Origin of the sequence: Mycobacterium liflandii (genome assembly GCF_022354805.1) — a bacterium.
In the GTDB taxonomy this organism is placed as follows: Bacteria; Actinomycetota; Actinomycetes; order Mycobacteriales; family Mycobacteriaceae; genus Mycobacterium; species Mycobacterium marinum.
This window is the reverse complement of sequence record NZ_CP023138.1, coordinates 5,867,747-5,890,070: the sequence shown is the minus strand read 5'-3', so window position 1 is coordinate 5,890,070 and position 22,324 is coordinate 5,867,747. Positions and strand designations below refer to the sequence as shown.

At 64.8% G+C, this 22,324-nt stretch carries 18 protein-coding genes and 3 pseudogenes; 17 read left to right on the top strand and 4 right to left on the bottom strand.

What is annotated here, in order from left to right:
* The 4 genes and pseudogenes from CKW46_RS26220 (at position 1) to CKW46_RS26205 (ending at position 3,958) form a co-directional block, all read left to right on the top strand.
* Complete coding sequence (locus tag CKW46_RS26220; protein WP_015357201.1) at positions 1 to 1,302, top strand: LLM class flavin-dependent oxidoreductase; 1,302 nt, start codon at positions 1 to 3, stop codon at positions 1,300 to 1,302.
* A gap of 34 nt (positions 1,303 to 1,336) precedes the next feature.
* Positions 1,337 to 2,152 carry a coniferyl-alcohol dehydrogenase gene (locus CKW46_RS26215; RefSeq protein WP_015357200.1) on the top strand — a complete coding sequence of 272 codons (816 nt, stop codon included), beginning with the start codon at positions 1,337 to 1,339 and terminating at the stop codon, positions 2,150 to 2,152.
* Positions 2,152 to 3,140: pseudogene (locus CKW46_RS26210) on the top strand (cyclase family protein). Before CKW46_RS26215 ends, CKW46_RS26210 begins: the two are co-directional and overlap by 1 nt.
* Positions 3,140 to 3,958 carry an alpha/beta fold hydrolase gene (locus tag CKW46_RS26205; protein ID WP_117435915.1) on the top strand — a complete coding sequence of 273 codons (819 nt, stop codon included), beginning with the start codon at positions 3,140 to 3,142 and terminating at the stop codon, positions 3,956 to 3,958. Before CKW46_RS26210 ends, CKW46_RS26205 begins: the two are co-directional and overlap by 1 nt.
* Before the next feature lie 30 nt (positions 3,959 to 3,988).
* Here CKW46_RS26205 and CKW46_RS26200 read toward each other — a convergent pair.
* Positions 3,989 to 5,647, bottom strand: a pseudogene (locus CKW46_RS26200) (multicopper oxidase family protein).
* 129 nt (positions 5,648 to 5,776) lie between these two features.
* On the opposite strand from CKW46_RS26200, the gene lpqS reads away from it, so the two are divergent.
* The 3 genes from lpqS to CKW46_RS26185 all read left to right on the top strand — a co-directional run bounded on the left by lpqS (position 5,777) and on the right by CKW46_RS26185 (position 8,784).
* Positions 5,777 to 6,184, top strand: a complete 408-nt coding sequence (gene lpqS, locus CKW46_RS26195) for a putative copper homeostasis (lipo)protein LpqS (RefSeq protein ID WP_223161693.1) — start codon at positions 5,777 to 5,779, stop codon at positions 6,182 to 6,184.
* Positions 6,185 to 6,385: 201 nt separating this feature from the next.
* Positions 6,386 to 7,507 (top strand): PLP-dependent cysteine synthase family protein, encoded by a 1,122-nt coding sequence (locus CKW46_RS26190; RefSeq protein ID WP_085981940.1) that lies wholly within the window; start codon positions 6,386 to 6,388, stop codon positions 7,505 to 7,507.
* The gene (locus CKW46_RS26185; RefSeq protein ID WP_015357196.1) at positions 7,507 to 8,784 is read left to right on the top strand and encodes an MFS transporter; all 1,278 of its coding nucleotides are present in this window, start codon (positions 7,507 to 7,509) and stop codon (positions 8,782 to 8,784) included. Before CKW46_RS26190 ends, CKW46_RS26185 begins: the two co-directional genes overlap by 1 nt.
* A gap of 52 nt (positions 8,785 to 8,836) precedes the next feature.
* Here CKW46_RS26185 and CKW46_RS26180 read toward each other — a convergent pair whose 3' ends face one another.
* On the bottom strand, positions 8,837 to 9,589 hold the full coding sequence (locus tag CKW46_RS26180; protein WP_117435918.1) for an SDR family oxidoreductase: 753 nt from the start codon (positions 9,587 to 9,589) through the stop codon (positions 8,837 to 8,839).
* A gap of 195 nt (positions 9,590 to 9,784) precedes the next feature.
* Here CKW46_RS26180 and CKW46_RS26175 point away from each other — a divergent pair, with 195 nt between their 5' ends.
* The 10 genes from CKW46_RS26175 (at position 9,785) to CKW46_RS26130 (ending at position 20,608) form a co-directional block, all read left to right on the top strand.
* The gene (locus tag CKW46_RS26175; RefSeq protein ID WP_015357194.1) at positions 9,785 to 10,588 is read left to right on the top strand and encodes an SDR family NAD(P)-dependent oxidoreductase; all 804 of its coding nucleotides are present in this window, start codon (positions 9,785 to 9,787) and stop codon (positions 10,586 to 10,588) included.
* Between the two features lie 89 nt (positions 10,589 to 10,677).
* Positions 10,678 to 11,343 carry a TetR/AcrR family transcriptional regulator gene (locus CKW46_RS26170; protein ID WP_096372302.1) on the top strand — a complete coding sequence of 222 codons (666 nt, stop codon included), beginning with the start codon at positions 10,678 to 10,680 and terminating at the stop codon, positions 11,341 to 11,343.
* 12 nt (positions 11,344 to 11,355) lie between these two features.
* Positions 11,356 to 11,550, top strand: coding sequence for a ferredoxin (locus tag CKW46_RS26165; protein WP_117435920.1), 195 nt, complete (start codon positions 11,356 to 11,358; stop codon positions 11,548 to 11,550).
* A gap of 62 nt (positions 11,551 to 11,612) precedes the next feature.
* Positions 11,613 to 12,797 (top strand): cytochrome P450, encoded by a 1,185-nt coding sequence (locus CKW46_RS26160; protein ID WP_223161692.1) that lies wholly within the window; start codon positions 11,613 to 11,615, stop codon positions 12,795 to 12,797.
* A gap of 148 nt (positions 12,798 to 12,945) precedes the next feature.
* The gene (locus CKW46_RS26155; protein WP_482053481.1) at positions 12,946 to 14,007 is read left to right on the top strand and encodes an amidohydrolase family protein; all 1,062 of its coding nucleotides are present in this window, start codon (positions 12,946 to 12,948) and stop codon (positions 14,005 to 14,007) included.
* Between the two features lie 9 nt (positions 14,008 to 14,016).
* A complete protein-coding gene (locus tag CKW46_RS26150) occupies positions 14,017 to 15,252 on the top strand; it encodes a M24 family metallopeptidase (RefSeq protein ID WP_015357190.1) in 1,236 nt (411 codons plus the stop codon).
* The gene (locus tag CKW46_RS26145) at positions 15,242 to 16,360 is read left to right on the top strand and encodes a M24 family metallopeptidase (protein WP_482052574.1); all 1,119 of its coding nucleotides are present in this window, start codon (positions 15,242 to 15,244) and stop codon (positions 16,358 to 16,360) included. Before CKW46_RS26150 ends, CKW46_RS26145 begins: the two co-directional genes overlap by 11 nt.
* 2 nt (positions 16,361 to 16,362) lie before the next feature.
* Entirely contained in the window at positions 16,363 to 17,355 is a 993-nt protein-coding gene (locus CKW46_RS26140; protein WP_015357188.1) for an enoyl-CoA hydratase/isomerase family protein, read from the top strand.
* The gene (locus tag CKW46_RS26135) at positions 17,355 to 19,793 is read left to right on the top strand and encodes a CaiB/BaiF CoA-transferase family protein (RefSeq protein WP_240274325.1); all 2,439 of its coding nucleotides are present in this window, start codon (positions 17,355 to 17,357) and stop codon (positions 19,791 to 19,793) included. The genes CKW46_RS26140 and CKW46_RS26135 overlap by 1 nt, the downstream gene beginning before the upstream one ends.
* An 8-nt stretch (positions 19,794 to 19,801) precedes the next feature.
* Positions 19,802 to 20,608 (top strand): SDR family NAD(P)-dependent oxidoreductase, encoded by an 807-nt coding sequence (locus CKW46_RS26130; protein WP_117435926.1) that lies wholly within the window; start codon positions 19,802 to 19,804, stop codon positions 20,606 to 20,608.
* Here the strand turns inward: CKW46_RS26130 and CKW46_RS26125 are convergent.
* Positions 20,605 to 21,434, bottom strand: a pseudogene (locus tag CKW46_RS26125) (SDR family NAD(P)-dependent oxidoreductase). The gene CKW46_RS26130 and the pseudogene CKW46_RS26125 overlap by 4 nt on opposite strands.
* 11 nt (positions 21,435 to 21,445) lie before the next feature.
* Entirely contained in the window at positions 21,446 to 22,297 is an 852-nt protein-coding gene (locus CKW46_RS26120) for a mycofactocin-coupled SDR family oxidoreductase (RefSeq protein ID WP_482052573.1), read from the bottom strand.
* Positions 22,298 to 22,324 lie beyond the last annotated feature (27 nt).

The following is a 22,324-nucleotide window of genomic DNA, read 5'->3' as shown; positions in this document are numbered from 1 at the left end:
ATGAAAATCTCACTGTTCTACGAATTCGCTCTACCGCGCCCTTGGGCGCCCAACGACGAGCGGATCATGTTGCAGGACTGCCTCGATGAGGTCGAAGCCGCGGACAAGGCCGGATTCTCCACCGTCTGGCTCACCGAACATCACTTCCTCGAGGAATACTGTCATTCCACCGCGCCGGAGATCTTCTTGGCCGCGGCCAGCCAGCGAACCAAGAACATCCGGCTGGGATTTGGGATCATGCACCTGCCGCCCGCGGTCAATCACCCGGCCCGGGTGGCCGAACGCATCGCGACCCTGGATCTGCTGTCCAACGGACGAGTCGAGTTCGGCACCGGAGAGTCGTCCTCGATTGGGGAACTCGGCGGATTCAACATCGATCCGGCCGACAAGCGTGGGCAATGGGAAGAGGCCCTCGAGGTGGCGATCCGGTGCATGATCGAGGAGCCGTTCGCCGGATTCACCGGCGACCACATCCAGATGCCGGCTAGCAATGTGATCCCCAAGCCGATGCAAAAGCCGCACCCACCAGTGTGGGTCGCGTGCACACGCCCGGCCACCGTGCAGATGGCCGCCCAAAAGTGCATCGGTGCACTGAGTTTCGCTTACACCGGACCAGGTCCGCTCACCGAACGAGTCAACGGGTACTACAAGGAGTTCGAAGAGAACGGCACGCCGGTGACCCCCGCGATCAACCCCAACATCCTGGCCATCGGCGGTGACCTGTCGATGATGGTGGCCAAGACCGATGAGCAGGCACTGCAACGGCTGGGGCAGGGCGGCGGATTCTTCTCCTTCGGGATCATGCACTACTACATGACCGGGATTCACACGCCCGGGCGTACCGGAGTGTGGACCCGGTATCTCGAAGAGATCGAGAAGGACCCGACATTGGCTTACGGCCCGGGTCGCGGCGCCATTGGCTGTCCGGCCACCGTGCGCGAATTCCTGCGTGGCTATGAGGAAAGCGGCGTAGACGAAATCATCCTGCTGCTCAACCCGCGCAGTCATGAGGGAACCATGGAATCCATCGAGTTGATGGGCAAGGAGGTGCTGCCCGAGTTCATCGAGCGCGACGCGAAGGCGGTGGCGGACAAGGCCGTGAGACTGGCTCCTGCCATCGAGAAGGTGCAGGCGCGGCGCCAGGAATCGAATGCGCCACAGTTCGACGAGGCCTACTCGTTCGGCGGGTTGCCCACCGGTCGCGGTGGCAAGTTCACTGCCAGCGAGATTCCCGAGGCCATGGCGGAGATCAACGAAGGCCGGGTGCAAGCGGCGCAGCGCCTGAAGGAACAACGCAAGTAGCCGACCAGCACGGTACGCGGATCGGGAAAGGCCGGTGGCCCAGATCGAGCAGCTATGGCGCTATGACGGCCGTCGTGCCGTGGTCACCGGATGCGCATCGGGCATCGGCGAGCGGGCCGTGCATCAGCTGACCGGACTCGGGGCGCAAGTCGTCGGACTCGACCAGCGCCAACCCGGATATGAGATCAGCGAGTTTCACCAGATCGATCTCGCCGACCCCGGGTCCATCGATCGAGCCGTCGAGGCCATCGGCGGGCCCGTCGATGCGTTGTTCAACATCGCCGGTGTTTCGTCCGGAATTGGTGACCCGCTGCTGGTCGTCACGATCAACTTCCTGGGGTTACGCCATCTCACCGAGGCACTGCTGCCGATGATGGGCCCGGGTTCGGCGATTGTGAGCGTGTCGTCACTGGCAGCCGCCGGCTACCGCGAACACCATCGCGCCGTGGCGCCGCTGTTGAACACCACGACGATGGTCGAGGGTATCGACTGGTGCAAACGCCACCTGGAGGTGCTGGGCGCCGGCTATCAACTCTCCAAAGAAGCGGTGATCCTCTACACGATGCGAAGTGCGGTCGGTCTCGGTGCGCGGGGCATCCGCATCAACTGCACCGGGCCGGGGGTGACCGAGACGCCGATCCTGGATCAGCTCACAACCGCCTACGGAGCCGAGTTTCTCGACGATATCGCCAAGCCACTGGGCCGGGTCGCAACTCCGGGTGAACAGGCTTCGGTTTTGGTGTTCCTGAATGGTCATGCAGCCAGCTATATTTCGGGTCAGGTCGTATGGGTTGACGGTGGAAACGTGGCGGCATCGATCGCTGGAGAACTCGGGGAAGGACGGGCCTGATGGCAGATATGACTGAGTTCCGACGTGTGGCACGGGAGCTCAGCAACTGGGGGAGGTGGGGCGACGCTGACGAGTTGGGCACGCTGAACTCCATCACCGCCGAGAAGGTCCAGCGGGCGGCGAGCTTGGTCCGGCACGGAAAGGTGTTTGCGCTCGGCGTCGACTTCGGGTCATCGGGGCCTCAGGGTGCTTTCGGCTTCCGGCACAATCCAATACATCTGATGACGATCGACGGCGGCGACGCCAGTTCGTTGGCACAGTACGGGCCGGGGTGGGAGCAGAACCCGACCGCGAGGGAGATGGGCAAGTATCTGGTCGACAACCCATTCCGCTTCAACGATGACATGATCATCATGCCGCTACAGGCGGCCACCCAGTGGGATGCGCTGTCCCACGTGTACTACGACGACCAGCTCTACAACGGCTTCCCCGCCGACTCGGTGACCAGCCTGGGCGCCTATCACTGCGGTATCGACAAGGTCGATGTCAAAGGCATCACCTCGCGCGGAGTGTTGCTCGACCTGGTGCGTCATCGCGGAGCCGAGGTCTTTTTGGAGCACGGAAACCCGATCACTCCCGAAGAACTCGACGACGTGGCGCGCTCTCAGGGCGTCACCATCGAGTCCGGCGACATCGTGCTCATCCGGACTGGTTGGTGGACGAGATTTCTCATGACCGCAAACAAGACCGAGCCTTACTCGGGTTTGGATTGGCGATGCGCGCAGTGGCTGCACGATCACGAGGTTGCCGCGGTCGCTTCCGACAATCTGCAAGTCGAAGATCCGGTATCCGGCGTCGATGGTCTGTTTCTGCCGTTGCATCTGTTGTGCCTGCGTGACATGGGACTGTGCTCGGCGAGTACTGGGACCTGACCGCGCTGGCCGCCGATTGCGCCGCCGACGGGGTTTATGAATTCCAGCTCGTTGCGCCGCCGCTGCGATTTGTCGGCGCGGTAGGCTCGCCGGTCAACCCGATCGCAATAAAGTAGTGCGGATTCATCGTCGCGCGGTCGCGGTCGACGGCTTGCCTACCAGCTATCTGGAGGCCGGTGACGGGGACCCGGTGGTCTTGCTGCACGGCGGCGAGTTCGGGGCCAACGCCGAAATTGCCTGGGAACACAACATCGGCCTGCTCGGCGGCCGGTTTCGGGTGCTGGCGCCCGACCTCCTGGGCTTCGGGCAGTCGGCCAAGGTGGTTGATTTCGTCGATGGCCGCGGAATGCGCATTCGCCATGTGGCGAGGTTCTGCGATGTGCTCGGCGTTGACTCCGCGCACTTCGTGGGCAATTCGATGGGGGCCATCATGCTGCTGACCGACACGACCTCGGACGCGCCGATGCTGCCTGTGCGGACCATGGCGCTCATCTGCGGCGGCGGGCAGATCCAGCAGAACAGCCACTTTGACGCACTACAGAGCTACGACGCGACCCTGCCGGCAATGCGGCGCATCGTGGCAGCGCTATTTCACGACGCCCGCTATCCGGCCGACATGGACTATGTGCAGCGCCGATACGATTCGAGTATCGCGCCGGGGGCGTGGGAAGCCGTGGCAGCAGCCCGCTTTCGTCGCCCCGGCGCACCCCCCTCGGCTACGCCGTCCAGCAGTCGCCGGTATGACCGCATCACGGTACCCACGATGCTGGTGGAGGGGCGCAACGACAAGCTGCTTCCCAGCGGCTGGGGCGAGCAGATCGCCGGGCAGATCCGGAACGGACACTCGCAGGTTGTCGACCGTGCCGGGCACTGTCCACAGATCGAACAGGCCGGTACCGTCAACGAGCTGATGTTGGATTTTCTCAGTCGTTGAACCCGCCGGGTGCCGCGTCGGGGCCTGCTTTTAGAAGATGTAGTCCAGCAGCGTCATCATGCCGGCCTCACGGTGGTAGCTGTTGTGGCAGTGCAGAACCCAATATCCGGGGTTGTCCGCAACCAGCACCGCCCGCAGTTGTTGCCCCGGCAGCACGATAACGGTGTCCTTGCGTGCCCCGGGCGTGCCGTCGGGTTTGATCATCTGAAATGTGTGGCCGTGCAGGTGGATCGGGTGGTACATCATCGTGGGGTTGTCGAACATCCGGGTTGGCCGTTCGCCGAGGCGCACGGTCAGTGGATGCGTCTTGCTGTAAGGCTCCCCGTTGATGGTCCAGTCGTATTTCGCCATCGTGCCGCCCAGCGTGATCGGCAGGCTCATCTGGGGGTCGGGCCGGCCCAGGTTGACAGCCGTTGTGGCGGTGAACATTTCCACCGTTCCCACCCGCTTGTTGAGTTCGGCGGGCCGAAACTGTGGGTCCGGTGCGGTGCCGGAGCCGGTGGACAGCAGGGCACGCGCCAGCGCGTTCTTTCCCTCCGCGGAGGCAACCAGCGGAAAGACGCCGTCGGCGGCGGTGACGATCACGTCATAGCGTTCGGCCATTCCAATCAGCAGCGCGTCGACCTGGGTCGGAATCACCGGGTAGCCGTCGGTGTGGGTGACGGTCATCGTATGCCCGGCCAATGCGACACGGAACGCGGTGTCGGAGGCGACGTTGATGATGCGGATCCGGATTCGCTGGCCAGGCTTGGCCTTAAACGACGTGGGTGCCGCGGGAATTCGCCCGTTGACCAGGTAGTACGGGTAGGCGATGTCCCCGGCATCTCCGCCGAGCAGGTCGCTCGACCCGACTTCGCCGCTTTCTTCATCCGGCTTGCCCGTCGCCGATGTGGTTGTGGTGGGAGATGTCTTACTGGTTCCGGTGGTTGTCGTTGTCGTGCTGGTTTTGGTGGTCGGAGTTGTCGTGGTGGTCGTCGTACTGGTGGACGTGCTTGGAGCGGTCGATGACCCCGGGAGTTCTTGCATGCGGGGCTTGTTCGGATCCACCAAGGCGTCGAAAAGCTGTTGCGGGCTCTTGCCGACACCGTCGGTCCAGTCGTCGAGGACAACAATCCATTCGGAGTCGTAGCGGTTGGGTTCGGTCGGATCGTCGACGATGAACGGCAGGTACAGGCCGTGGTCGTCCTCGAGGCCGACATGCGGGTGTGCTCAGTAGGTGCCCGCATTCGGGACCGAGAACCGATAGGTGAAGTCCTGGTCTGCGCCGATGTTGGGGGTCGCGGGCTCGGCGCCATCCATGTCGTTGCGTAGCGCGATGCCGTGCCAGTGCACGGAGGTGGCGCGGTCGAGCCGGTTGGACACCGCGACCACCACCTCGTCGCCGACGCTGGCCCGGATCAGCGGTCCCGGAACCGTGTTGCCGAAGGCCAACGTTTGCACCACCGGCTCGCCCAGATCGATCTGTGCCTGTTGCGGGGTGAGGCTGGCGGTAACCGTTCGCCCGGTGTGCGGACGGGCTCGTTCGGCGGCCGCGATCGCATCGGCCATGGCCGTTTCGCCGGTCTGCGTGGTCTGCGAGTGGCCGCAACCGGCCAACGCCAGCCCGCCGGCGATGCCGGCGCCGATGAAGCCGCGCCTACTGAGCTGTGCGCTCCCGAATGGGTGGCCGCCCGTTGGCAGTACCGGCATTAACCGCTCCTCGTCTCGATCGATTCGGCAGTGCGCATATACCCTGTTTACCCTGCTAGGACATCAGGCATCCCGCAACCCGGAGCCCACCCTTTACGCTATACCGGTAGGGGGTATATAGTGAGCCGCATGAAAGGCCGCCGCGTGGTGTGGACGCGATCCGCGATCGTCGCGCTGGCCTTGGCGTGGGCCGCCGCGGTGGTCGCGGCGCAGTGCTGGTTGCCGCAGGTGCACTTGCAGCCGGCGCATTCCGATCACCCCTTGGCAACATCGGTGGGTAGTGAGTTTGTGCTCAGCGCCGACCACGCGCACCTCGTGGACAATTCGACCCCTCCATGCCCGGAACAATTCGCGACGGCGGTGTTGCCCCGGACGGCCACGATGTCGTTCGAATCCGCTCCGGTGGCCGCCGCGGCGGGGATTCCGGGCATTCTCACCTATCTCGTGGTGCCGGCCGGGCGTGGCCCGCCATCGGTGCCAGTCTATGTTCGCGCGGGTCAAGATCTGCTGACCCGGTACTGCCGCGCTCGTCGCTGACTGGTCAGCGCCAGGTCATGGGGACAAACCCGGACCGGGGACCGCTGACCCACATCAAATTGCCGCAGCGCCATCGCGGCCAAATGCAGAAGCGACGAGACAATGAACCCCAATTTACCCTTGGTAAACGCAGCAAATTCCGCTGGCGACAATCTGAACGTTTCACCCACAGCGCTTCCCGGCCGCTCACACCCGACCTCGATGCGGCCGCGGCCGACTCGGGATCGGTACCGTGTTGTTCCCGAGGGATACCACCCCATTCCCGGTCGTAACCGGCACCCGGGCGCCATGGTCGGCAACACCCCGGTGCTGTGGGTGTCGGGGGACGCGAGTCCAGTCGGCAGCGCCGATCGTGGATTCTGGGCCAAGCTGGAAGGCTTCAACCCCGGCGGCATGAAAGACCGCCCAGCCATGCACATGGTGGAACGGGCCCGCGCCCGCGGTGATCTGGCCCCCGGAGCGGCCATCGTCGAGTCAACGAGCGGCACGCTGGGGTTGGGCCTGGCGCTGGCCGGTTCCGTCTACGGCCATCCGGTCACGCTGGTCATCGATCCGGGACAGGAACTGATCGTCACGCGCATGATGACCGCCTATGGCGCCCGCGTCGACATGGTGACCGAACCGCACCCGGTCGGGGGCTGGCAACAAGCTCGCAAGGACCGAGTTGCGCAGTTGTTGGCCGCTGACCCCAGTGCCTGGAATCCCAACCAATCCAGCAACCCCGACAACGTCGCCGCCTACCGGCCGCTGGCGCTCGAGATGGCGGCTCAACTCGGCCGAGTCGACGTGCTGGTGTGCTCGGTGGGAACTGGCGGCCATTCATCGGGTGTTGCGCGGGTGCTCCGAGAGTTCAATCCCGCCATGCGGCTGATCGGTGTGGACACCATCGGCTCCACAATCTTTGGTCAGCCCGCGTCGAGCAGGCTGATGCGCGGGCTGGGGTCGAGCGTCTTTCCACGCAACGTCGATTACAGCGCCTTCAATGAAGTGCACTGGGTTGCCCCCGCCGAAGCCGTCTGGGCGTGCCGGTCCATGGCGGCTACCCACTACGCCAGCGGCGGATGGAGCGTCGGAGCGGTCGCTTTGGTCGCCGGATGGGCCGCGCGCACCTTGCCGTCGGACATCACTATCGCCGCGGTGTTTCCCGACGGTGCCCAGCGCTACTTCGACACGGTCTACAGCGACGACTACTGCAACGAGCACGGGCTGCTTGGTCAGCGACCCGCGACCGAGCCGGAGGTGATCGCCTCTCCCTCGGCCGCGGTGGTGCAACGTTGGACGCGTAGCGCGACGGTGATCGACCCGACCCAGGTAGCGGCGTGATGGGCTTCCTGGCGCAGTTCCGCAGCTTCAACCGGCCCAGCCGGGTGCTGATGATCAACCTGTTCGGCATCAACGTCGGCTTCTATATGTTGATGCCATACCTGGCCGACTACCTGGCGGGACCGCTCGGTCTGGCCGCATGGGCGGTGGGTTTGGTGATGGGCGTGCGCAACTTCTCCCAACAGGGCATGTTCTTTGTGGGTGGGACGCTGGCCGACCGGTTCGGCTACAAACCGCTGATCGTTGCCGGTTGTTTGATCCGTACCGGTGGGTTTGCGCTACTGGTGGTCGCACGGTCGCTGCCTAGTGTGCTGATTGCCGCGGCGGCAACGGGTTTCGCCGGAGCGCTGTTCAACCCCGCGGTGCGTGCCTATGTGGCCGCGGACTCCGGTGATCGCAAGCTCGAAGCGTTTGCGACGTTCAACATCTTCTATCAGGCCGGGATCCTGCTGGGCCCGCTGGTGGGGCTGGCCTTGCTGACGCTAGATTTCCGGATGACGGTGCTGGGGGCCTCGGCCGTCTTTGCGGTCTTGACGGCCGCTCAGCTGATGGCGTTGCCCCAGCACCTGGCCGACCCTGACACCAAGAACGAGTCGATTCTGCAGGGCTGGAAAGCGATTGTGCGCAACCGCTCGTTCCTGGGCTTCGCGGCCGCCATGACGGGTGCCTACGTGCTGTCGTTCCAGGTCTACCTCGCCCTGCCGATACAGGCATCGTTACTGGCGCCTGGCCACCAATCTGTTTTGGTAGCGGCCATGTTCGCGGTATCCGGGCTGATCGCGATCGCCGGCCAGCTACGCATCACCCGCTGGTTCGCGGCGCACTGGAGGGTAAGTCGCAGCCTGGTGGTCGGGGCTGCGATCTTGGCCATGGCGTTCGTGCCGCTTGCGATGGTGCCTAACGCGCAACGTTTCGGCACCGGTGCCGCGGTCGCGGCGCTGTTGGTATCTGCGAGTTTGCTCGCTGTCGCTTCGGCGGCGTTGTTTCCCTTCGAAATGCGCACCGTGGTGGTGCTGGCCGAAGACAAACTCGTGGCGACGAACTATGGCTTCTACAGCACGATAGTCGGCGTCGGAATCCTGGTCGGCAACCTTGCGGTGGGCTCGCTGATGAGCGTGGCACACCGTTTTGGCGCCGATGAAATCGTCTGGGGTGGATTGATTCTGATCGGTCTCGCGACGGTGGCCGGCCTGTATCAGCTGGACCGGCAGGCGACGCGCGCCGAGCGACTGAGCCGGCGTCATCCACCGGCGCAGCTCTGCCAACAGGCGGCCTAGTCGCGCGCAGGAACCCCGAGTCGGCCCCGCCGCAGTGGCCTAGTGTGCAGGTCTAGCCAGCGGCCAGCCAGTCACTGAAGTGGGTGGGGTAGATGGTCACATCCTCGCCGTCGGTGGGGACGATGCTGTGCCCATCGAGCACCGCGCCGAAGTAGCGGGCGTTGGGATCGGTGCGTACCTGGCGGGAATCGCCATGTGCAGCAAGCCCCATGCGGACGAAGTCGTCCATGCCGAACTTGTCCGGGCCGGCGATGTTGGTGGTCCCGTTGAGCGGATCGCTGATCGCAGCTCGAGTGACGCCGGTTGCCACATCGCTGGCCGCGATCGGCTGGATGGCCGCGGTGTGTGACAGGCGCACGGTGTCACCATTGGTGGCCGAATCGGCAATTCCGAGCACGAATTCGAAGAACTGGGTGGCCCGCACAATGGAATACGGCAGATCCGATTCCTTGATCAGCTTCTCCTGGGCGCACTTGGCCCGCAAGTAGCCGCTGTTGGGCACCCGGTCGGTGCCCACGATGGACAGCGCGACGTGGTGGCGCACACCCGCTGTTTGCTCCGCCGCGAGCAGGTTCTTGGTCGATGTGGTGAAGAAATGCAGTACGTCGTCGTCGGCAAAGGAGGGGGAATTGGAGACGTCGACCACCGCGTCGGCTACGGCAACGGCATCGGCCAGCCCCTCGCCGGTGAGCGCGTTGACGCCCGAGCGCGGCGACGTAGCGACGGCCTGGTGTGCTAGCCCGGTCAACTGGGCGACGACTTGCGATCCGATCAGCCCGCTGCCACCGATAACCAGAATCTTCATGGTCAAGCCCCTCCCGGTCCGCGTGATGGAACTGCTCAATCCAGCATCCTCCGTTTTCGGGCCGATGAAACAGGGAAAGTCCGTGGTTTTGGCGGGTCGCCGGGGGGCGTCAGGGTGATGACGGCTCCGGGTGACAGCAATGGGAACTAAATCAACTGCTTGACTTAACCTGGCTCGCGCGGATTAACTCGTTCTGTGGTCGACGAATTGGCCGGCAAAATAGCCATTGTCACCGGCGGGGCCTCCGGGATCGGGCGCGCCACGGTGGCGCGGTTTATCGCCGAGGGGGCGCGGGTTGTGATCGCCGACGTCGAAGAGGAGCGTGGGGAGTCCTTGGCGGCCGCGCTGGGCGCCGATGCCATGTTCTGTCGGACCGACGTCTCCCAACCCGAACAGGTCGCGGCGGTGGTGGCCGCCGCCGTCGACAACTTCGGCGGCTTGCACGTGATGGTGAACAATGCCGGTGTCTCCGGCGCCATGCACCGCAGATTCCTCGATGACGACCTGGCCGATTTCCACCGCGTGATGGCCGTCAACGTGCTGGGAGTGATGGCTGGCACCCGTGATGCCGCCCGGCACATGGCCGCCCACGGCGGAGGATCGATCGTCAATCTCACCTCCATCGGCGGGATTCAGGCAGGCGGGGGAGTGATGACGTATCGGGCGTCGAAGGCGGCGGTGATTCAATTCACCAAGTCGGCGGCGATCGAGCTGGCGCACTACGAGATTCGGGTCAATGCGATCGCGCCCGGCAACATCCCCACCCCGCTGTTGGCCTCGTCGGCGGCGGGACTGGATCAAGAGCAAGTCGAGCGGTTCACCGCGCAGATTCGCCAGACCATGCGTGAGGACCGGCCGCTGAAGCGGGAGGGCACGCCCGAGGACATCGCCGAAGCGGCGTTGTACTTCGCCGGTGAACGGTCGCGATATGTCACCGGGACCGTTCTTCCCGTGGATGGTGGGACGCTGGCGGGCAAGGTGATTCGCCGCAGCAGGTAGGGCGGCGGGACGATTCCCGGGTCGACCGGCGCCAGCAATTTAAATCAATCGCTTGACTTAATGCCTCGATGCGCGGTTGACTAGGCATCATGACCGCCGTTGGCAGGGCCGTTCGCGGTGAACGGGCCAGCTCCACACAAGAGGCGATCCTGGTCGCGGCCGAGCGGCTGTTCGCCGAGCACGGTGTGTTCGCGGTCTCCAACCGCCAGGTCAGCGAGGCGGCGGGGCAGGGCAACAACGCCGCGGTGGGGTATCACTTCGGCACCAAGACCGATCTGGTTCGCGCTATCGAGCAGAAGCATCGCGTACCGATCGAGCGGCTTCGCGAGCAAATGGTGGCAGCGGCCGCCGCCAAGGGGGCGGCCGCGACGATGCGGGATTGGGTGGCGTGTTTGGTCTGCCCGCTCACCGAACACCTTGCGGTCCTGGGTAATCCGACTTGGTACGCACGGTTTGCCGCGCAGGCGATGACCGATCCCGCCTACCACAACATCATCGTCAAAGATGCGCTGAGTTCGCCGTCGCTGGTTCAGGTCATCGACGGCATCAACAGCTGTCTACCGGATCTGCCGGTCGATGTGCGCTACGAACGCAACCTGATGGCGCGCAACCTCTTGATGCACACCTGTGCCGATCTCGAACGTGCGCTTGCCGCGGGCACCTCGGTGCCGCGACCCTCCTGGCGCGAGGCCGCGACCGGACTGATCGACGCGATAACTGGCCTATGGCTGGCGCCTGTGACAGCGCGCGAGTGAGAAGGGGCGCAGATGAAAGTGATTGTCGATGAAAACATCTGCGCATCGTCGGGCAACTGCGTGATGAATGCACCCGAGATATTCGACCAGCGGGGCGAGGACGGTGTGGTCGTCCTGCTCAACGCGAATCCGCCCGCTGAGCTCGCCGAAGGTGCCCGCAGGGCGGCCGCGTCCTGCCCGGCGATGGCAATCAAGATCGAGGAGTGACCGTGTCCGACACGCTCGCAAGCCCCAGCCCCGAGACGGCGGCGGGAATCCCGGACTATCCGATGTCGCGGTCCGCGGGCTGTCCGTTCGCCCCGCCGCCAGGAGTCATGTCCCTGGCGGCAGCTAAGCCGCTAACCAGGGTGCGCATCTGGGACGGCAGCACACCGTGGCTCATCACGGGATATGAGCAAGTGCGCGAGCTGTTTTCCGACTCACGGGTAAGCGTTGATGATCGGCTGCCGGGCTTCCCGCACTGGAATGCGGGCATGTTGTCGACCGTTCACAAGCGTCCCCGCTCGGTGTTCACCGCCGACGGCGAGGAGCACACCCGATTTCGGCGGATGCTGTCGAAACCGTTCACCTTCAAGAGGGTGGAAGCACTGCGCCCCACCATCCAGCAGATCACCGACGAGCACATCGATGCGATGCTGGCCGGCCCGCAGCCAGCCGACCTTGTCGCCAAACTGGCCCTGCCGGTGCCGTCGTTGGTGATCAGCCAACTGCTGGGGGTGCCCTACGAGGACGCCGAGATGTTTCAGCACCACGCCAATGTCGGGCTGGCCCGGTACGCGACCGGTGCGGACACCGTCAAAGGCGCGATGAGCCTGCACAAGTATCTGGCTGAGCTGGTCGAAGCCAAAATGGCGAACCCGGCCGAAGACGCGGTCTCCGATCTGGCCGAGCGGGTCAAGGCCGGTGAGCTCAGCGTCAAGGAGGCCGCCCAGTTGGGCACCGGCTTGCTGATCGCCGGACACGAGACCACCGCAAACATGATCGGTCTTGGCGTACTCGCGTTGCTGGTGAACCCCGACCAGGCTGGGATTCTGCGGGATGCCCACGACCCCAAGATCGTCGCGAATGCGGTCGAGGAACTGCTGCGCTACCTCAGCATCATTCAAAACGGCCAGCGCCGGGTCGCCCACGAAGACATTCACATTGGCGGAGAAACCATCCGCGCCGGCGAAGGCATCATCATCGATCTCGCTCCGGCGAACTGGGATGCGCACGCGTTCACCGAACCGGATCGGCTATATCTGCACCGCGCGGGCGCCGAGCGCAACGTCGCCTTCGGCTACGGCAGGCACCAGTGCGTCGGCCAACAGCTCGCCCGCGCCGAGTTGCAGATTGTCTACCGCACTCTCTTGCAGCGCATCCCCACGTTGACGCTGGCCACTGCGCTCGAAGACGTCCCGTTCAAAGACGACCGCCTGGCCTATGGGGTCTATGAACTACCCGTGACCTGGTGACCACTGTCTTAACCCGGATCCGAATGGAGGATCAATGATGTCGGCCCCAACCAGCTCCGTCTCGCTCTACCCGCCGGAAGGCTTTGGAGCACCCAAGAATCGCCGGGGACATGCCAGCGGCATCAATGTGGGGCTGCCCGAGGGCACGGTGGTGTTCTCGGCCGACAATCACATATCGCTGGCCGCCGACATCTTCTATGAGCGCTTCCCGGACGATCTGAAGGACAAGGCACCGCGTATCTGGTACGAAGACGGTGCTTTTCAGGTCGGGCGCAAGGGCCAGTCGTTCCTTCCGGGCGACTTCAGCGCGGTCCTCATGCAATACGACGACCTGCCCGGGGCCGCCAGCACCAACATCGAGGCGAGGATCCAGGAACTTCGTGAGGACGGGGTCGACAAGGAGCTCGAGTTTCCCAACGCGGTGCTCGCCCTCTTTCACTACCCGGACAAGATGCTTCGGGAACTCGCATTCCGCATCTACAACGAGTACATCGCCGAACTACAGGAGCGCTCCGCCGGTCACTTCTACGGTGCCGGGCTGATCAACTGGTGGGACCCCGACGGAACCCGCCGCACCCTAGAGGAGCTGAAATCGCTTGGACTCAAGACTTTTTTGATGCCGCTAAACCCGGGCAAGGACGACGACGGCAACCCTATCGACTACGCGAGCACGACCATGCGGCCAGTCTGGGACGAGATCGAGGCTTCCGGCATGCCGATCACCCACCACATCGGCGAGACCCCGCCCAAGAGCCCCTGTGAGTTCAACAGCGTCGTCGTCGGGATGATGATCAATATCGACGGATTCCGGGAGACGTTCTCCAAGTACATCTTCGGCGGCATCCTCGACCAGCATCCGGGTTTGCGGGTCGGCTGGTTCGAAGGCGGCATCGCCTGGGTGCCCTGGGCACTACAGGACGCTGAGCATTTGGTGGCGTCCTATCAGCACATGTTCAATCGGCCGCTCGAGCATGACGTTCGCTACTACTGGGACAAGCACATGAGCGCATCGTTCATGGTTGACCCGCTGGGACTGGAACTGATCGATCGCATCGGGGTCGGCAAGGTCATGTGGTCCTCGGACTATCCGCACAATGAGAGCACCTACGGCTATTCGGAGAAGTCGCTGGCCGCTGTCGTCGACGCGGTCGGGCCGCAGCATGCCGCCCGGATAGTCAGCGGCAACATCACCGAATTCCTAGGACTCTGAGGATTTCTGATGACGACGTTCGCGCGGCCGCCCTCGCCTGAGATGCAGATTCCGGAGCGGCCGGACCTGACCCGGATGCGGCGCGAGACGGGGGCCAGGCTCCGCCGCGCGATGGCCGATCGCGGCGTCGACGCGATGATCTTGTTGGGTAACAGCGCCGTCGTCTACGCCACCGGCGCCAGTTGGCCGCTGGGAGATGCCGGGCTGTCCTACGTTGAGCGCCCGGTGGCGGTGGTGCTGGCCGGCCACCCGTGGCCGCACCTGTTCCTGCCGTTTCGGGAGGGCGCATCCCAGGAGTCGGAGTTGCCCTCCGATCACCTGCACGGTCCGGTCTACCTCGAATTCGACGAAGGAGTAGAGAATTTCGCGCGCCTGCTGTCGGAGCTGATCCCACCGGCAGCCACCATCGCGGTCGACGAGTTGACCGGTGCCATGGCACGAGCCGCAAAGCTGCTGTTCCCCAGCGGTGCCCCCGTCGATGCGAGCGCCGTCGTGAGTGCCGCCAAGGTGATCAAGACCTCAGATGAACTCGCGTGCATCCGCAACGCCGTCCGAATCACCGATGAGGCGATGGTGCAAGTGCACGAGGCGCTGGCGCCCGGGATTCGGCAGATCGAGCTATCCGCGCGTTTTCTGCGCCGGGCCTTCGAACTGGGTGCCACCGCCAGCATGCTCGAACCGATCTGGCAGGTCATGCCGGCAAGCAGGGCCGAGGGTGTGTGGACCACCCACGGCGACTTGGCGCTGCCGCTGCTGAGCACCGAGCGAGAAGTCGCCGCAGGCGACGTGCTGTGGACCGACGTGAGCATCACCTACCAGGGCTACTGCTCAGACTTCGGGCGGACCTGGATCGTGGGGCGTGACCCGCAGCCACGGCAGCAGCAACAGTTCGACAGGTGGCGCGAGATCATGAGCGCCGTGGTCGGCGTGGCCCGCGCCGGCGCGACGGCAGCCGAGTTGGCCAGGGCCGCAACGGCGGCCAACGGCGGTGCTCGGCCCTGGTTGCCGCACTTCTATCTGGGCCACGGAATCGGTGTAAACGCGGCCGAAATGCCGATGATCGGAACCGATCTCGGTGACGAGTTCGATGAGAACTTCGTGCTGGAGCCGGGCATGGTGCTGGTGCTCGAGCCAGTTGTGTGGGAAGACGGTACCGGAGGCTACCGCAGTGAAGAGGTGCTGGTGATCACCGAGGAAGGCTCGACGCGCTTGACCGACTACCTGTATGACCCTTATGTCGACTGAAGTACTGCCCGACAATCGGGCGCTGCGTTGCGGGCGCCGGCAGCGTGCGCTCGAGCAGATGGCGGCCCACGATCTCGATGTCCTGGTTCTCGGTAGGCAGGCCAACGTCCGCTATGTCTCGGGCACTCCACAACTTTGGGTCGCTGGGACTAGGCCCTTCGGCCCCACCTGCGTCCTGGTCCGCGCGACAGGTGCCATTCATCTGCTCAGCACCTGGGATGAAGGCGTTCCCGATGACATCCCGCACGAGAACCTCTATGGCATCTCGTGGAACCCGATGAACACCATTTCGGTGCTCGAGCGCATCGACGGTGCCGCCACCGCCCGGCGGGTGGGGACCGACGCGCTGTCACCGGTCTTCGCCCAGCTGCTGCCGCAGGCATTTCCCAACGCGGAGCTAGTCGACGGCGAGGTCGCGATGCGCGCCGCCCGGCGGATCAAGACGGACGAGGAGGTGGTCGCGCTGCGGGCAGCCATCGCGGTCGCCGAGTCCGGGCTGGCCGCGGCGGTAGCCGAGCTGCGAACCGGGGTCAGTGAACAGCTGCTGGCCGGCGTGCTGGTGGAAGCGGTGTTGGCCGGCGGCGTCAGCACTCCCTCCAATCAGGATGTGGCGTGGGTGACTTCGCGCGAGCACCCGTGGCGGCGGGCCAGCGGCGATCGTCGCGTCCGGTCCGGGGACTTGGTGGCCTTCTCCGCGGGGGTCCTGGCCGGCGGATACATCGGCGAGGTGGGCCGAACCTGGCCCGCAGACGGTGTTGCGGGCGCCGCGCCGCTGTACCAACGATGGGCGAAGCTGTGGGATGGGCTGCTTTTAGCGTGCCAGCCGGGTGCGGGGGCCGGCGAATTGCTGAATGCCTACCGGCAGGCCGGAGAACCGGCGCCGCCGATGCCGGTAGCGCGGGGCCTGGGAATGGGCTTTGACCCTCCCGTCATCTCCGCCCAGCTGCCCGCGACGGCGGCCAATGACCGATTGGAGCCGGGAATGGTTCTTGCCGTGACGGGTTACGTGTGGGAGGCGGGGGTGGGCGCAGTGTTTGGCCGCGAAGCGGTGTTGGTCAACGCCGATGGACCCGAGGTGTTGACCGCCAGCCCGATGTGGCAGGCCTAGCCATGCCAAAATCGGAGCCGCCGGTGGACAAGGTGATCCGGTATGACAAGGACCCCGAGACCCGAATCGCCACCATCACCTTCGATCGCCCAGGCCATCTGAATGCGCCGACGATAGCCGCGCGACTGCGCTACGCCGATCTGCTGCACCGGGCCAGCATCGATGACGAGGTCAAGGTACTGGTGATTCGCGGCGAGGGAGAGGATCTGGGCTCGGGTGCGGATCTCGAAGAGTTCATGGAGGTGATGAACTCTCCGGATCAGGGCCCGCGGCTTGCCGAATTCCGGATCGGCCCTGAGGAGGTCAAGTATCCGCCGTTGGGCTCTTTTCGTCATGGCGCATCGGTCAGCCAGTGGTATGCCAATCCGAACGCCGGGATTCGTGGCCTGCAGGATTTCAAGAAGATCTCCATCCTGGAGGTCAAGGGTTACTGCTATGGCTGGCACTTCTATCAGGCGGCCGACGCTGATCTGGTGATCTCCAGCGATGATGCGCTCTTCGGGCATCCGTCATTTCGCTACTACGGCTGGGGTCCGCGGATGTGGTGGTGGGCGCAGACCATGGGCATCCGCAAGTTTCAGGAAATGGTGTTCACCGGAAGGGCTTTCACCGCCGCGGAGATGCAGGACTGCAACTTTCTCAACAGCGTGGTACCGCGCGAGGAACTCGAAGCCGAGGTGGCCAAGTATGCGTTGGTCTGTGCGCGCAACCGGCCTAACGACACGGTGTTCATGCAGAAGGTCTTCTTCGAAATCATGAAGCAGTTCCAGGGCGAGTACATGGGCAGCCTGCTTAGTGGCTTCTTCGAGTCGATGGGCAGCGGTGTGCGGGCCTACACCGATGACCTCATGCTCGATGACGCCATCGAGCAGGGTCTGGGCGATGCGGTCAAGGACAATGACAGCCGGTTCCCACCGGGGTGGCGCCTGAGCATGAAATCGCGGGCCAAAGACGGCACCGGCAAGCCTGCCAAGCAGAAGAAGAAAAAAGGTTAGTGGAGGCCACACCGCCGCCAGTTCAGCCGCCCCTGGCCGGTTACCGGGTGGTGGATCTGTCCACCGGTATCGCGGGCGCATATTGCACCAAACTGCTCGCCGACGGCGGTGCTGACGTTGTCAAAGTCGAGCCACCAGAGGGTGATCCGTTGCGCTGGTGCTCGGCTTCGGGCACCGCCATCCCCGAGGGCAACGACGGCGCCCTGTTCAACTTCCTGGCCGGTAGCCAGCACAGCGTCGTCGCGGCACCCGAATCCGATCGCGACCTGGCGTTGGTCGAGGCGCTACTGGCCGCCGCCGACGCGGTGGTGTGGTCGCCAGGTTCCAGAGTCGCTGAGCACCCGCGCCTTGGGCCGCAAGAGCTGCACCGGCGCCATCCGCAGCTCACGGTCACGTCGATAACCCCGTTCGGGCTGGAGGGGCCCTGGCACGACCGGCCCGCGACCGAGTTCACCCTGCAGGCGTGGTCAGGCGCAATCATCGGGCTCGGACGTGGCCTCGCCGATCGCGCGCCGGTCTTCGTCGGCGGGCGAGTCGGCGAAGACCTGGCCGGAGCATATGCCAGCGTGGCCACCTTGGCCTCCCGGCACCGCCGGATCAGCGACGGATGGGGAGAACTGATCGACCTATCCATGCTGGAAACCCAAATTCTCAGCCAGACTTACTATCCCGTAACCTATTTCGAAATGCTCGGCCGACCATGGCGTGACGCTCGGCGGTTGACCGTACCGGGGGTGGCTTGTGCCCAAGACGGGCTGGTCGATCTGGGATGTGGAACCGCGCAGCAGTGGTTCGACCTGTGCGCGATGGTCGGTCACCCGGAGTGGATCGACGAGCAATCGCCGTTGTCGATCACCGAACAAGCCAACCTCCATGCCGAGGAGATCTACGACTGGCTGCGCAGCCATCCGTCCGACGAGATGCGGGAACTCGCGACGGCGTTCCGGATTCCCAACGCGCCGGTGGCCAATGGGGCCAACATCGCCTCGCTCGACCATTTTCAGGCGCGAGGTTCCTTTGTCCGCAACCCCCGCGACGGGTTCCTGCAACCGGCCCATCCGTACCGGATCAGTTCGGTGCACCTGCGCCGCCCCGGTCCGGCGCCGCGGCTCGGGGAACATGGCGACCACTACCGGACGGCCGAACTGAAGCCCAGGCCGGTACCGACGCCGAAGGTTCTGACGCGGCTGCCGCTGAGTGGCATTCGCGTGCTCGACCTGACCACATTCTGGGCGGGCCCGTCGTGCACGCACCTGTTGGCCATGCTCGGCGCCGAGGTGATCCACGTCGAATCGACCCGCCGTCCCGACGGTACCCGGCTGATTGCCGGCGTACCCGTGACCGAAGACCAATGGTGGGAGAAGTCGCCCATTTTCGTGGCGCTGAACACCAACAAGAAGGGTGTGACGCTGGACCTGGGGGATTCGCGGGGTCGGGAAGTATTGCACCGGTTGATCGCAACCTGTGACGTGATAGCCGAGAACTTCACTCCGCGCGTCATGGACCAGCTGGGTCTGGATTTCACCACGGTGCAGTCGATTCGGTCTGATGCCATCCTGCTACGCATGCCTGGATTCGGCCTGGACGGACCGTGGCGCGACAATCCGGCGTTTGCTTATGTCATCGAGTCCGCGGCCGGAATAAGCTGGATGACGGGCTATCCCGACCTCACACCGTATGAGCCGTATTCGGTTGGCGACCCCAATGCGGGTGTGCATGCGGCCAATGCGCTGCTGCTGGCGCTCGAGCACCGGCGGCGCACCGGTCGGGGTGTGCTGGTGGAAGCGGCGATGGTGGACGCCGCGCGGAACATCGCTGCGGAGCAGGTCATCGAATACAGCGCGTACGGGCGGCTGCTGGAGCGCGCGGGCAACCGCGGCCCCGCCGCTGTGCCGCAAAACCTCTACCGCAGCTCTGACATCGACGAGTTCGGTCGCCTGGACAGCTGGGTTGCCATTGCGGTCTCGACTGACCAGCACTGGCAGCAGCTGGGTGCTGCGCTCGGATCACCCTCTTGGGCGGCCGAACCACGCCTGGCCACAGCGGCCGGCCGGCGCACCCACGAAGACGTCATTGACGACCACTTGACGGCGTGGTGCGGGCAGCGGGGCAGCGACGAGATCGTGGCCACCCTATGGCAAGCCGGTGTACCGGTGGCCAAGGTGATGCAACCGCATCGGCAGTCGGAGTTGGCCCAGTTGGCTTCGCGCGGCTTCTTCGAGGTGGTGGACCATCCGGTGAACGGCCCGGTCAGGCTCAGCACTGTGCCGATGCGGCTGTCCGGTTGGCCAGGACGATTTCACACCGAACCAGCGCCCCTGTTGGGTCAGCACAATCGTGAGTTGCTGACCGAGCTGGGCCTGACCGCGGCGGAGATATCCGAGCTGGAATCTGACGGTGTTATCGGGGCGGCCCCGGCAATGTACTCGGCAACCTGAGCAGCACCATGGCAATTGATCCCGCGGATGTCCTGCTCAACGGCCGGGTGGCGGTGGTGACCGGCGCGGGATCGGGGATCGGTCGTGGCGTCGCCGCTGGCCTTGCGGCGTTCGGCGCCTCGGTGGCGATATGGGAGCGGGACCCGCAAACCTGCGCGCAGGCCGCAGCCGAGCTTGGCGGCCTGGGCATCGCCACCGACGTACGCAGCGGCGACCAGGTGGACGCCGCCCTGCAGCGTACCCAGGCCGAACTGGGCGAGGTAACCATCCTGGTCAACAACGTGGGCGGGGTGTTCTGGTCGCCGCTGCTGCAGACCAGTGAGAAGGGCTGGGATGCGCTCTACCGCAGCAACTTAGGTCATGTGCTGCTGTGTACCCAGCGGGTGGCCCGGCGGCTGGTTGCCGCGGGGCTACCGGGCAGCATCATGGCGATCACCTCGATCGAGGGAGTGCGGGCCGCGCCTGGTTACGCGGCGTACGCCGCCGCCAAGGCGGGCGTTGTCAACTACACCAAGACCACGGCACTGGAGCTGGCGCACCACGGCATTCGGGTGAATGCGATCGCACTCGATATCACGATGACCGAGGGGCTGGCGCAGCTGGGCGGCGCCGCGGCACTGGAGCGCATCGGAAGTCTGGTCCCGTTGGGGCGCCCCGGTGATGTCGATGAGATAGCAAGTGTCGCGGTGTTTCTCGCGTCTGACATGGCGCGCTACGTCACCGGCCAGACAATTCACGTCGACGGTGGCACCCACGCCGCGGCGGGCTGGTACCGCGATCCGCAGACTGGCGAATACCGGCTGGGTCCGGGCTAGTGCCGCCAGCCTTCGGCGGCCTGCTCGTCGAATGTGCGGTCAATACGGGCAAACCTGCGTTGAATCGAGGTGCGGGCGCCCTCGTGTGGCAGCACGTAGAGGCGGTTGGCCAGGATGGCGTCGGCCGTCAGGCGTGCCAGCTCGTCGACGCTGAGGCTATCGTCCTGGGCCGGCAGGGAGCCCATATCCCCGGTTACCTGCGGTGCGGATGACAGTCCGTAGTCCGCGCCGCGGATCCGCTCCGAGTTGGAGACCAGCCGGGTCTCGACGACCATCGGGCACAACACCGTTACCCCGACTCCGCGGTCTTTCATTTCGCGGGAGAGGGTTTCGGCCAGGCCGACGACGCCGTATTTGGCTACGCCGTAGGCGCCGAGCCCGGCGTTGGGCACCAGTCCGGCAAAGGACGCGGTGAACGCGATGTGTCCACCGTGTTCCAGCAGCTTCGGCAGGAACGCCTCGACGGTATGAATTGAGCCCCACAGGTCGATGTCGATCACCCACCGCCAGTCGTCGTGGGTCATGTCGGCGATCGGACCCGCCACGACAATGCCGGCATTGCTGAACACCACGTCGATTTGCCCCAGCAGGCGGGCGGATTCGGCCGCGAGATGGCTGACTTCGCTCAGATGGCGGACGTCACACATCACGCCGTGCGCATCGAAACCCTCCCGCGCAGATGTTCGACGGACCGCTCCAGTCCCGGCTTGTCGATGTCGGCCAGCACCACCTTGGCCCCGCGCCGAGCGAACTCGGTAGCCGTGGCCAAGCCGATGCCGCTCGCCCCACCCGTTATGACCGCCCCGCGTCCCGCAAATCCGTCCATGTGACGGAACCCTATTTCAGGCAGCCACCTGCGTCGACGGGCAGGGTGACACCGGTTATGTAGCGGGACTCGTCGGAGGCCAGGAACAGCACGGCGTTGCTGATGTCTTCGGCCTCGACCCACGGAATCGGCAGGGTGTGGAAGAGCTGGCAGATCGGTGCCATGTCGTCGGGACCGGGATTCTCCAGGTCCGGGCGAAACATCTTGAAGGTGCCCTCGTTGTGCAGCATGGGGGTCCGGACATGCGTTGGGTGTACCGAATTGACTCGAATCATGTTTTGCCCCAACTCAACTGCAAAGGACCGCATCAGGCCCACGACGCCGTGTTTGGCCGCCACGTAATTGCCGCAGTGCGGGTACGCCTTCATTCCGCCGACCGAACTGGTCAAGACGATCGAGCCCCCGTTGCCCCCGGCAATCAGATGCGGCACTGCGGCTTTGACGGATTTCCAGACCCCGGACAGGTTGACGTCGATCATCTCCTGCCAGTCGTGTTCACCGGTCTTGTCCAGCGTGGCGCCACCGTTGCCGATGCCCGCGTTGGCCACGATGATGTCCAGCCGGCCCAGTTGGTCCACTCCGGCGTCCACCGCGGCTTTCAGCGCGTCGTAGTCACGCACATCGGCCTCGGCGGTGAAGATCCGGCGGTTGTGTCCCTTGACCAGATCGGCCGTCTCGGCCAGGTCCTCCGGGGTGGACGCCGGGATGGTGGTGTTCTCCACGATGGGTTTACACACGTCGACAGCGATGATGTCGGCACCCTCCTGCGCCAGACGTACCGCGTGGCTGCGGCCCTGGCCGCGAGCCGCTCCGGTGATGAACGCGACTTTTCCCGCGACCCGCCCGCCAAGCTGCTCAGTCATGGATACCTCACTTCCTCAGGTGGGGGT

Excerpts from the sequence above, each read along its gene's own strand:
- CKW46_RS26180 (WP_117435918.1), bottom strand. The coding sequence starts at position 9,589 with ATGAAGATTCTGGTTATCGGTGGCAGCGGGCTGATCGGATCGCAAGTC.
- CKW46_RS26220 (WP_015357201.1), top strand. The coding sequence starts at position 1 with ATGAAAATCTCACTGTTCTACGAATTCGCTCTACCGCGCCCTTGGGCG.
- CKW46_RS26120 (WP_482052573.1), bottom strand. The coding sequence starts at position 22,297 with ATGACTGAGCAGCTTGGCGGGCGGGTCGCGGGAAAAGTCGCGTTCATC.
- CKW46_RS26165 (WP_117435920.1), top strand. The coding sequence starts at position 11,356 with ATGAAAGTGATTGTCGATGAAAACATCTGCGCATCGTCGGGCAACTGC.
- CKW46_RS26160 (WP_223161692.1), top strand. The coding sequence starts at position 11,613 with ATGTCGCGGTCCGCGGGCTGTCCGTTCGCCCCGCCGCCAGGAGTCATG.
- CKW46_RS26170 (WP_096372302.1), top strand. The coding sequence starts at position 10,678 with ATGACCGCCGTTGGCAGGGCCGTTCGCGGTGAACGGGCCAGCTCCACA.
- CKW46_RS26145 (WP_482052574.1), top strand. The coding sequence starts at position 15,242 with ATGTCGACTGAAGTACTGCCCGACAATCGGGCGCTGCGTTGCGGGCGC.
- CKW46_RS26150 (WP_015357190.1), top strand. The coding sequence starts at position 14,017 with ATGACGACGTTCGCGCGGCCGCCCTCGCCTGAGATGCAGATTCCGGAG.
- CKW46_RS26190 (WP_085981940.1), top strand. The coding sequence starts at position 6,386 with ATGCGGCCGCGGCCGACTCGGGATCGGTACCGTGTTGTTCCCGAGGGA.
- CKW46_RS26140 (WP_015357188.1), top strand. The coding sequence starts at position 16,363 with ATGCCAAAATCGGAGCCGCCGGTGGACAAGGTGATCCGGTATGACAAG.
- CKW46_RS26185 (WP_015357196.1), top strand. The coding sequence starts at position 7,507 with ATGGGCTTCCTGGCGCAGTTCCGCAGCTTCAACCGGCCCAGCCGGGTG.
- lpqS (WP_223161693.1), top strand. The coding sequence starts at position 5,777 with ATGAAAGGCCGCCGCGTGGTGTGGACGCGATCCGCGATCGTCGCGCTG.
- CKW46_RS26130 (WP_117435926.1), top strand. The coding sequence starts at position 19,802 with ATGGCAATTGATCCCGCGGATGTCCTGCTCAACGGCCGGGTGGCGGTG.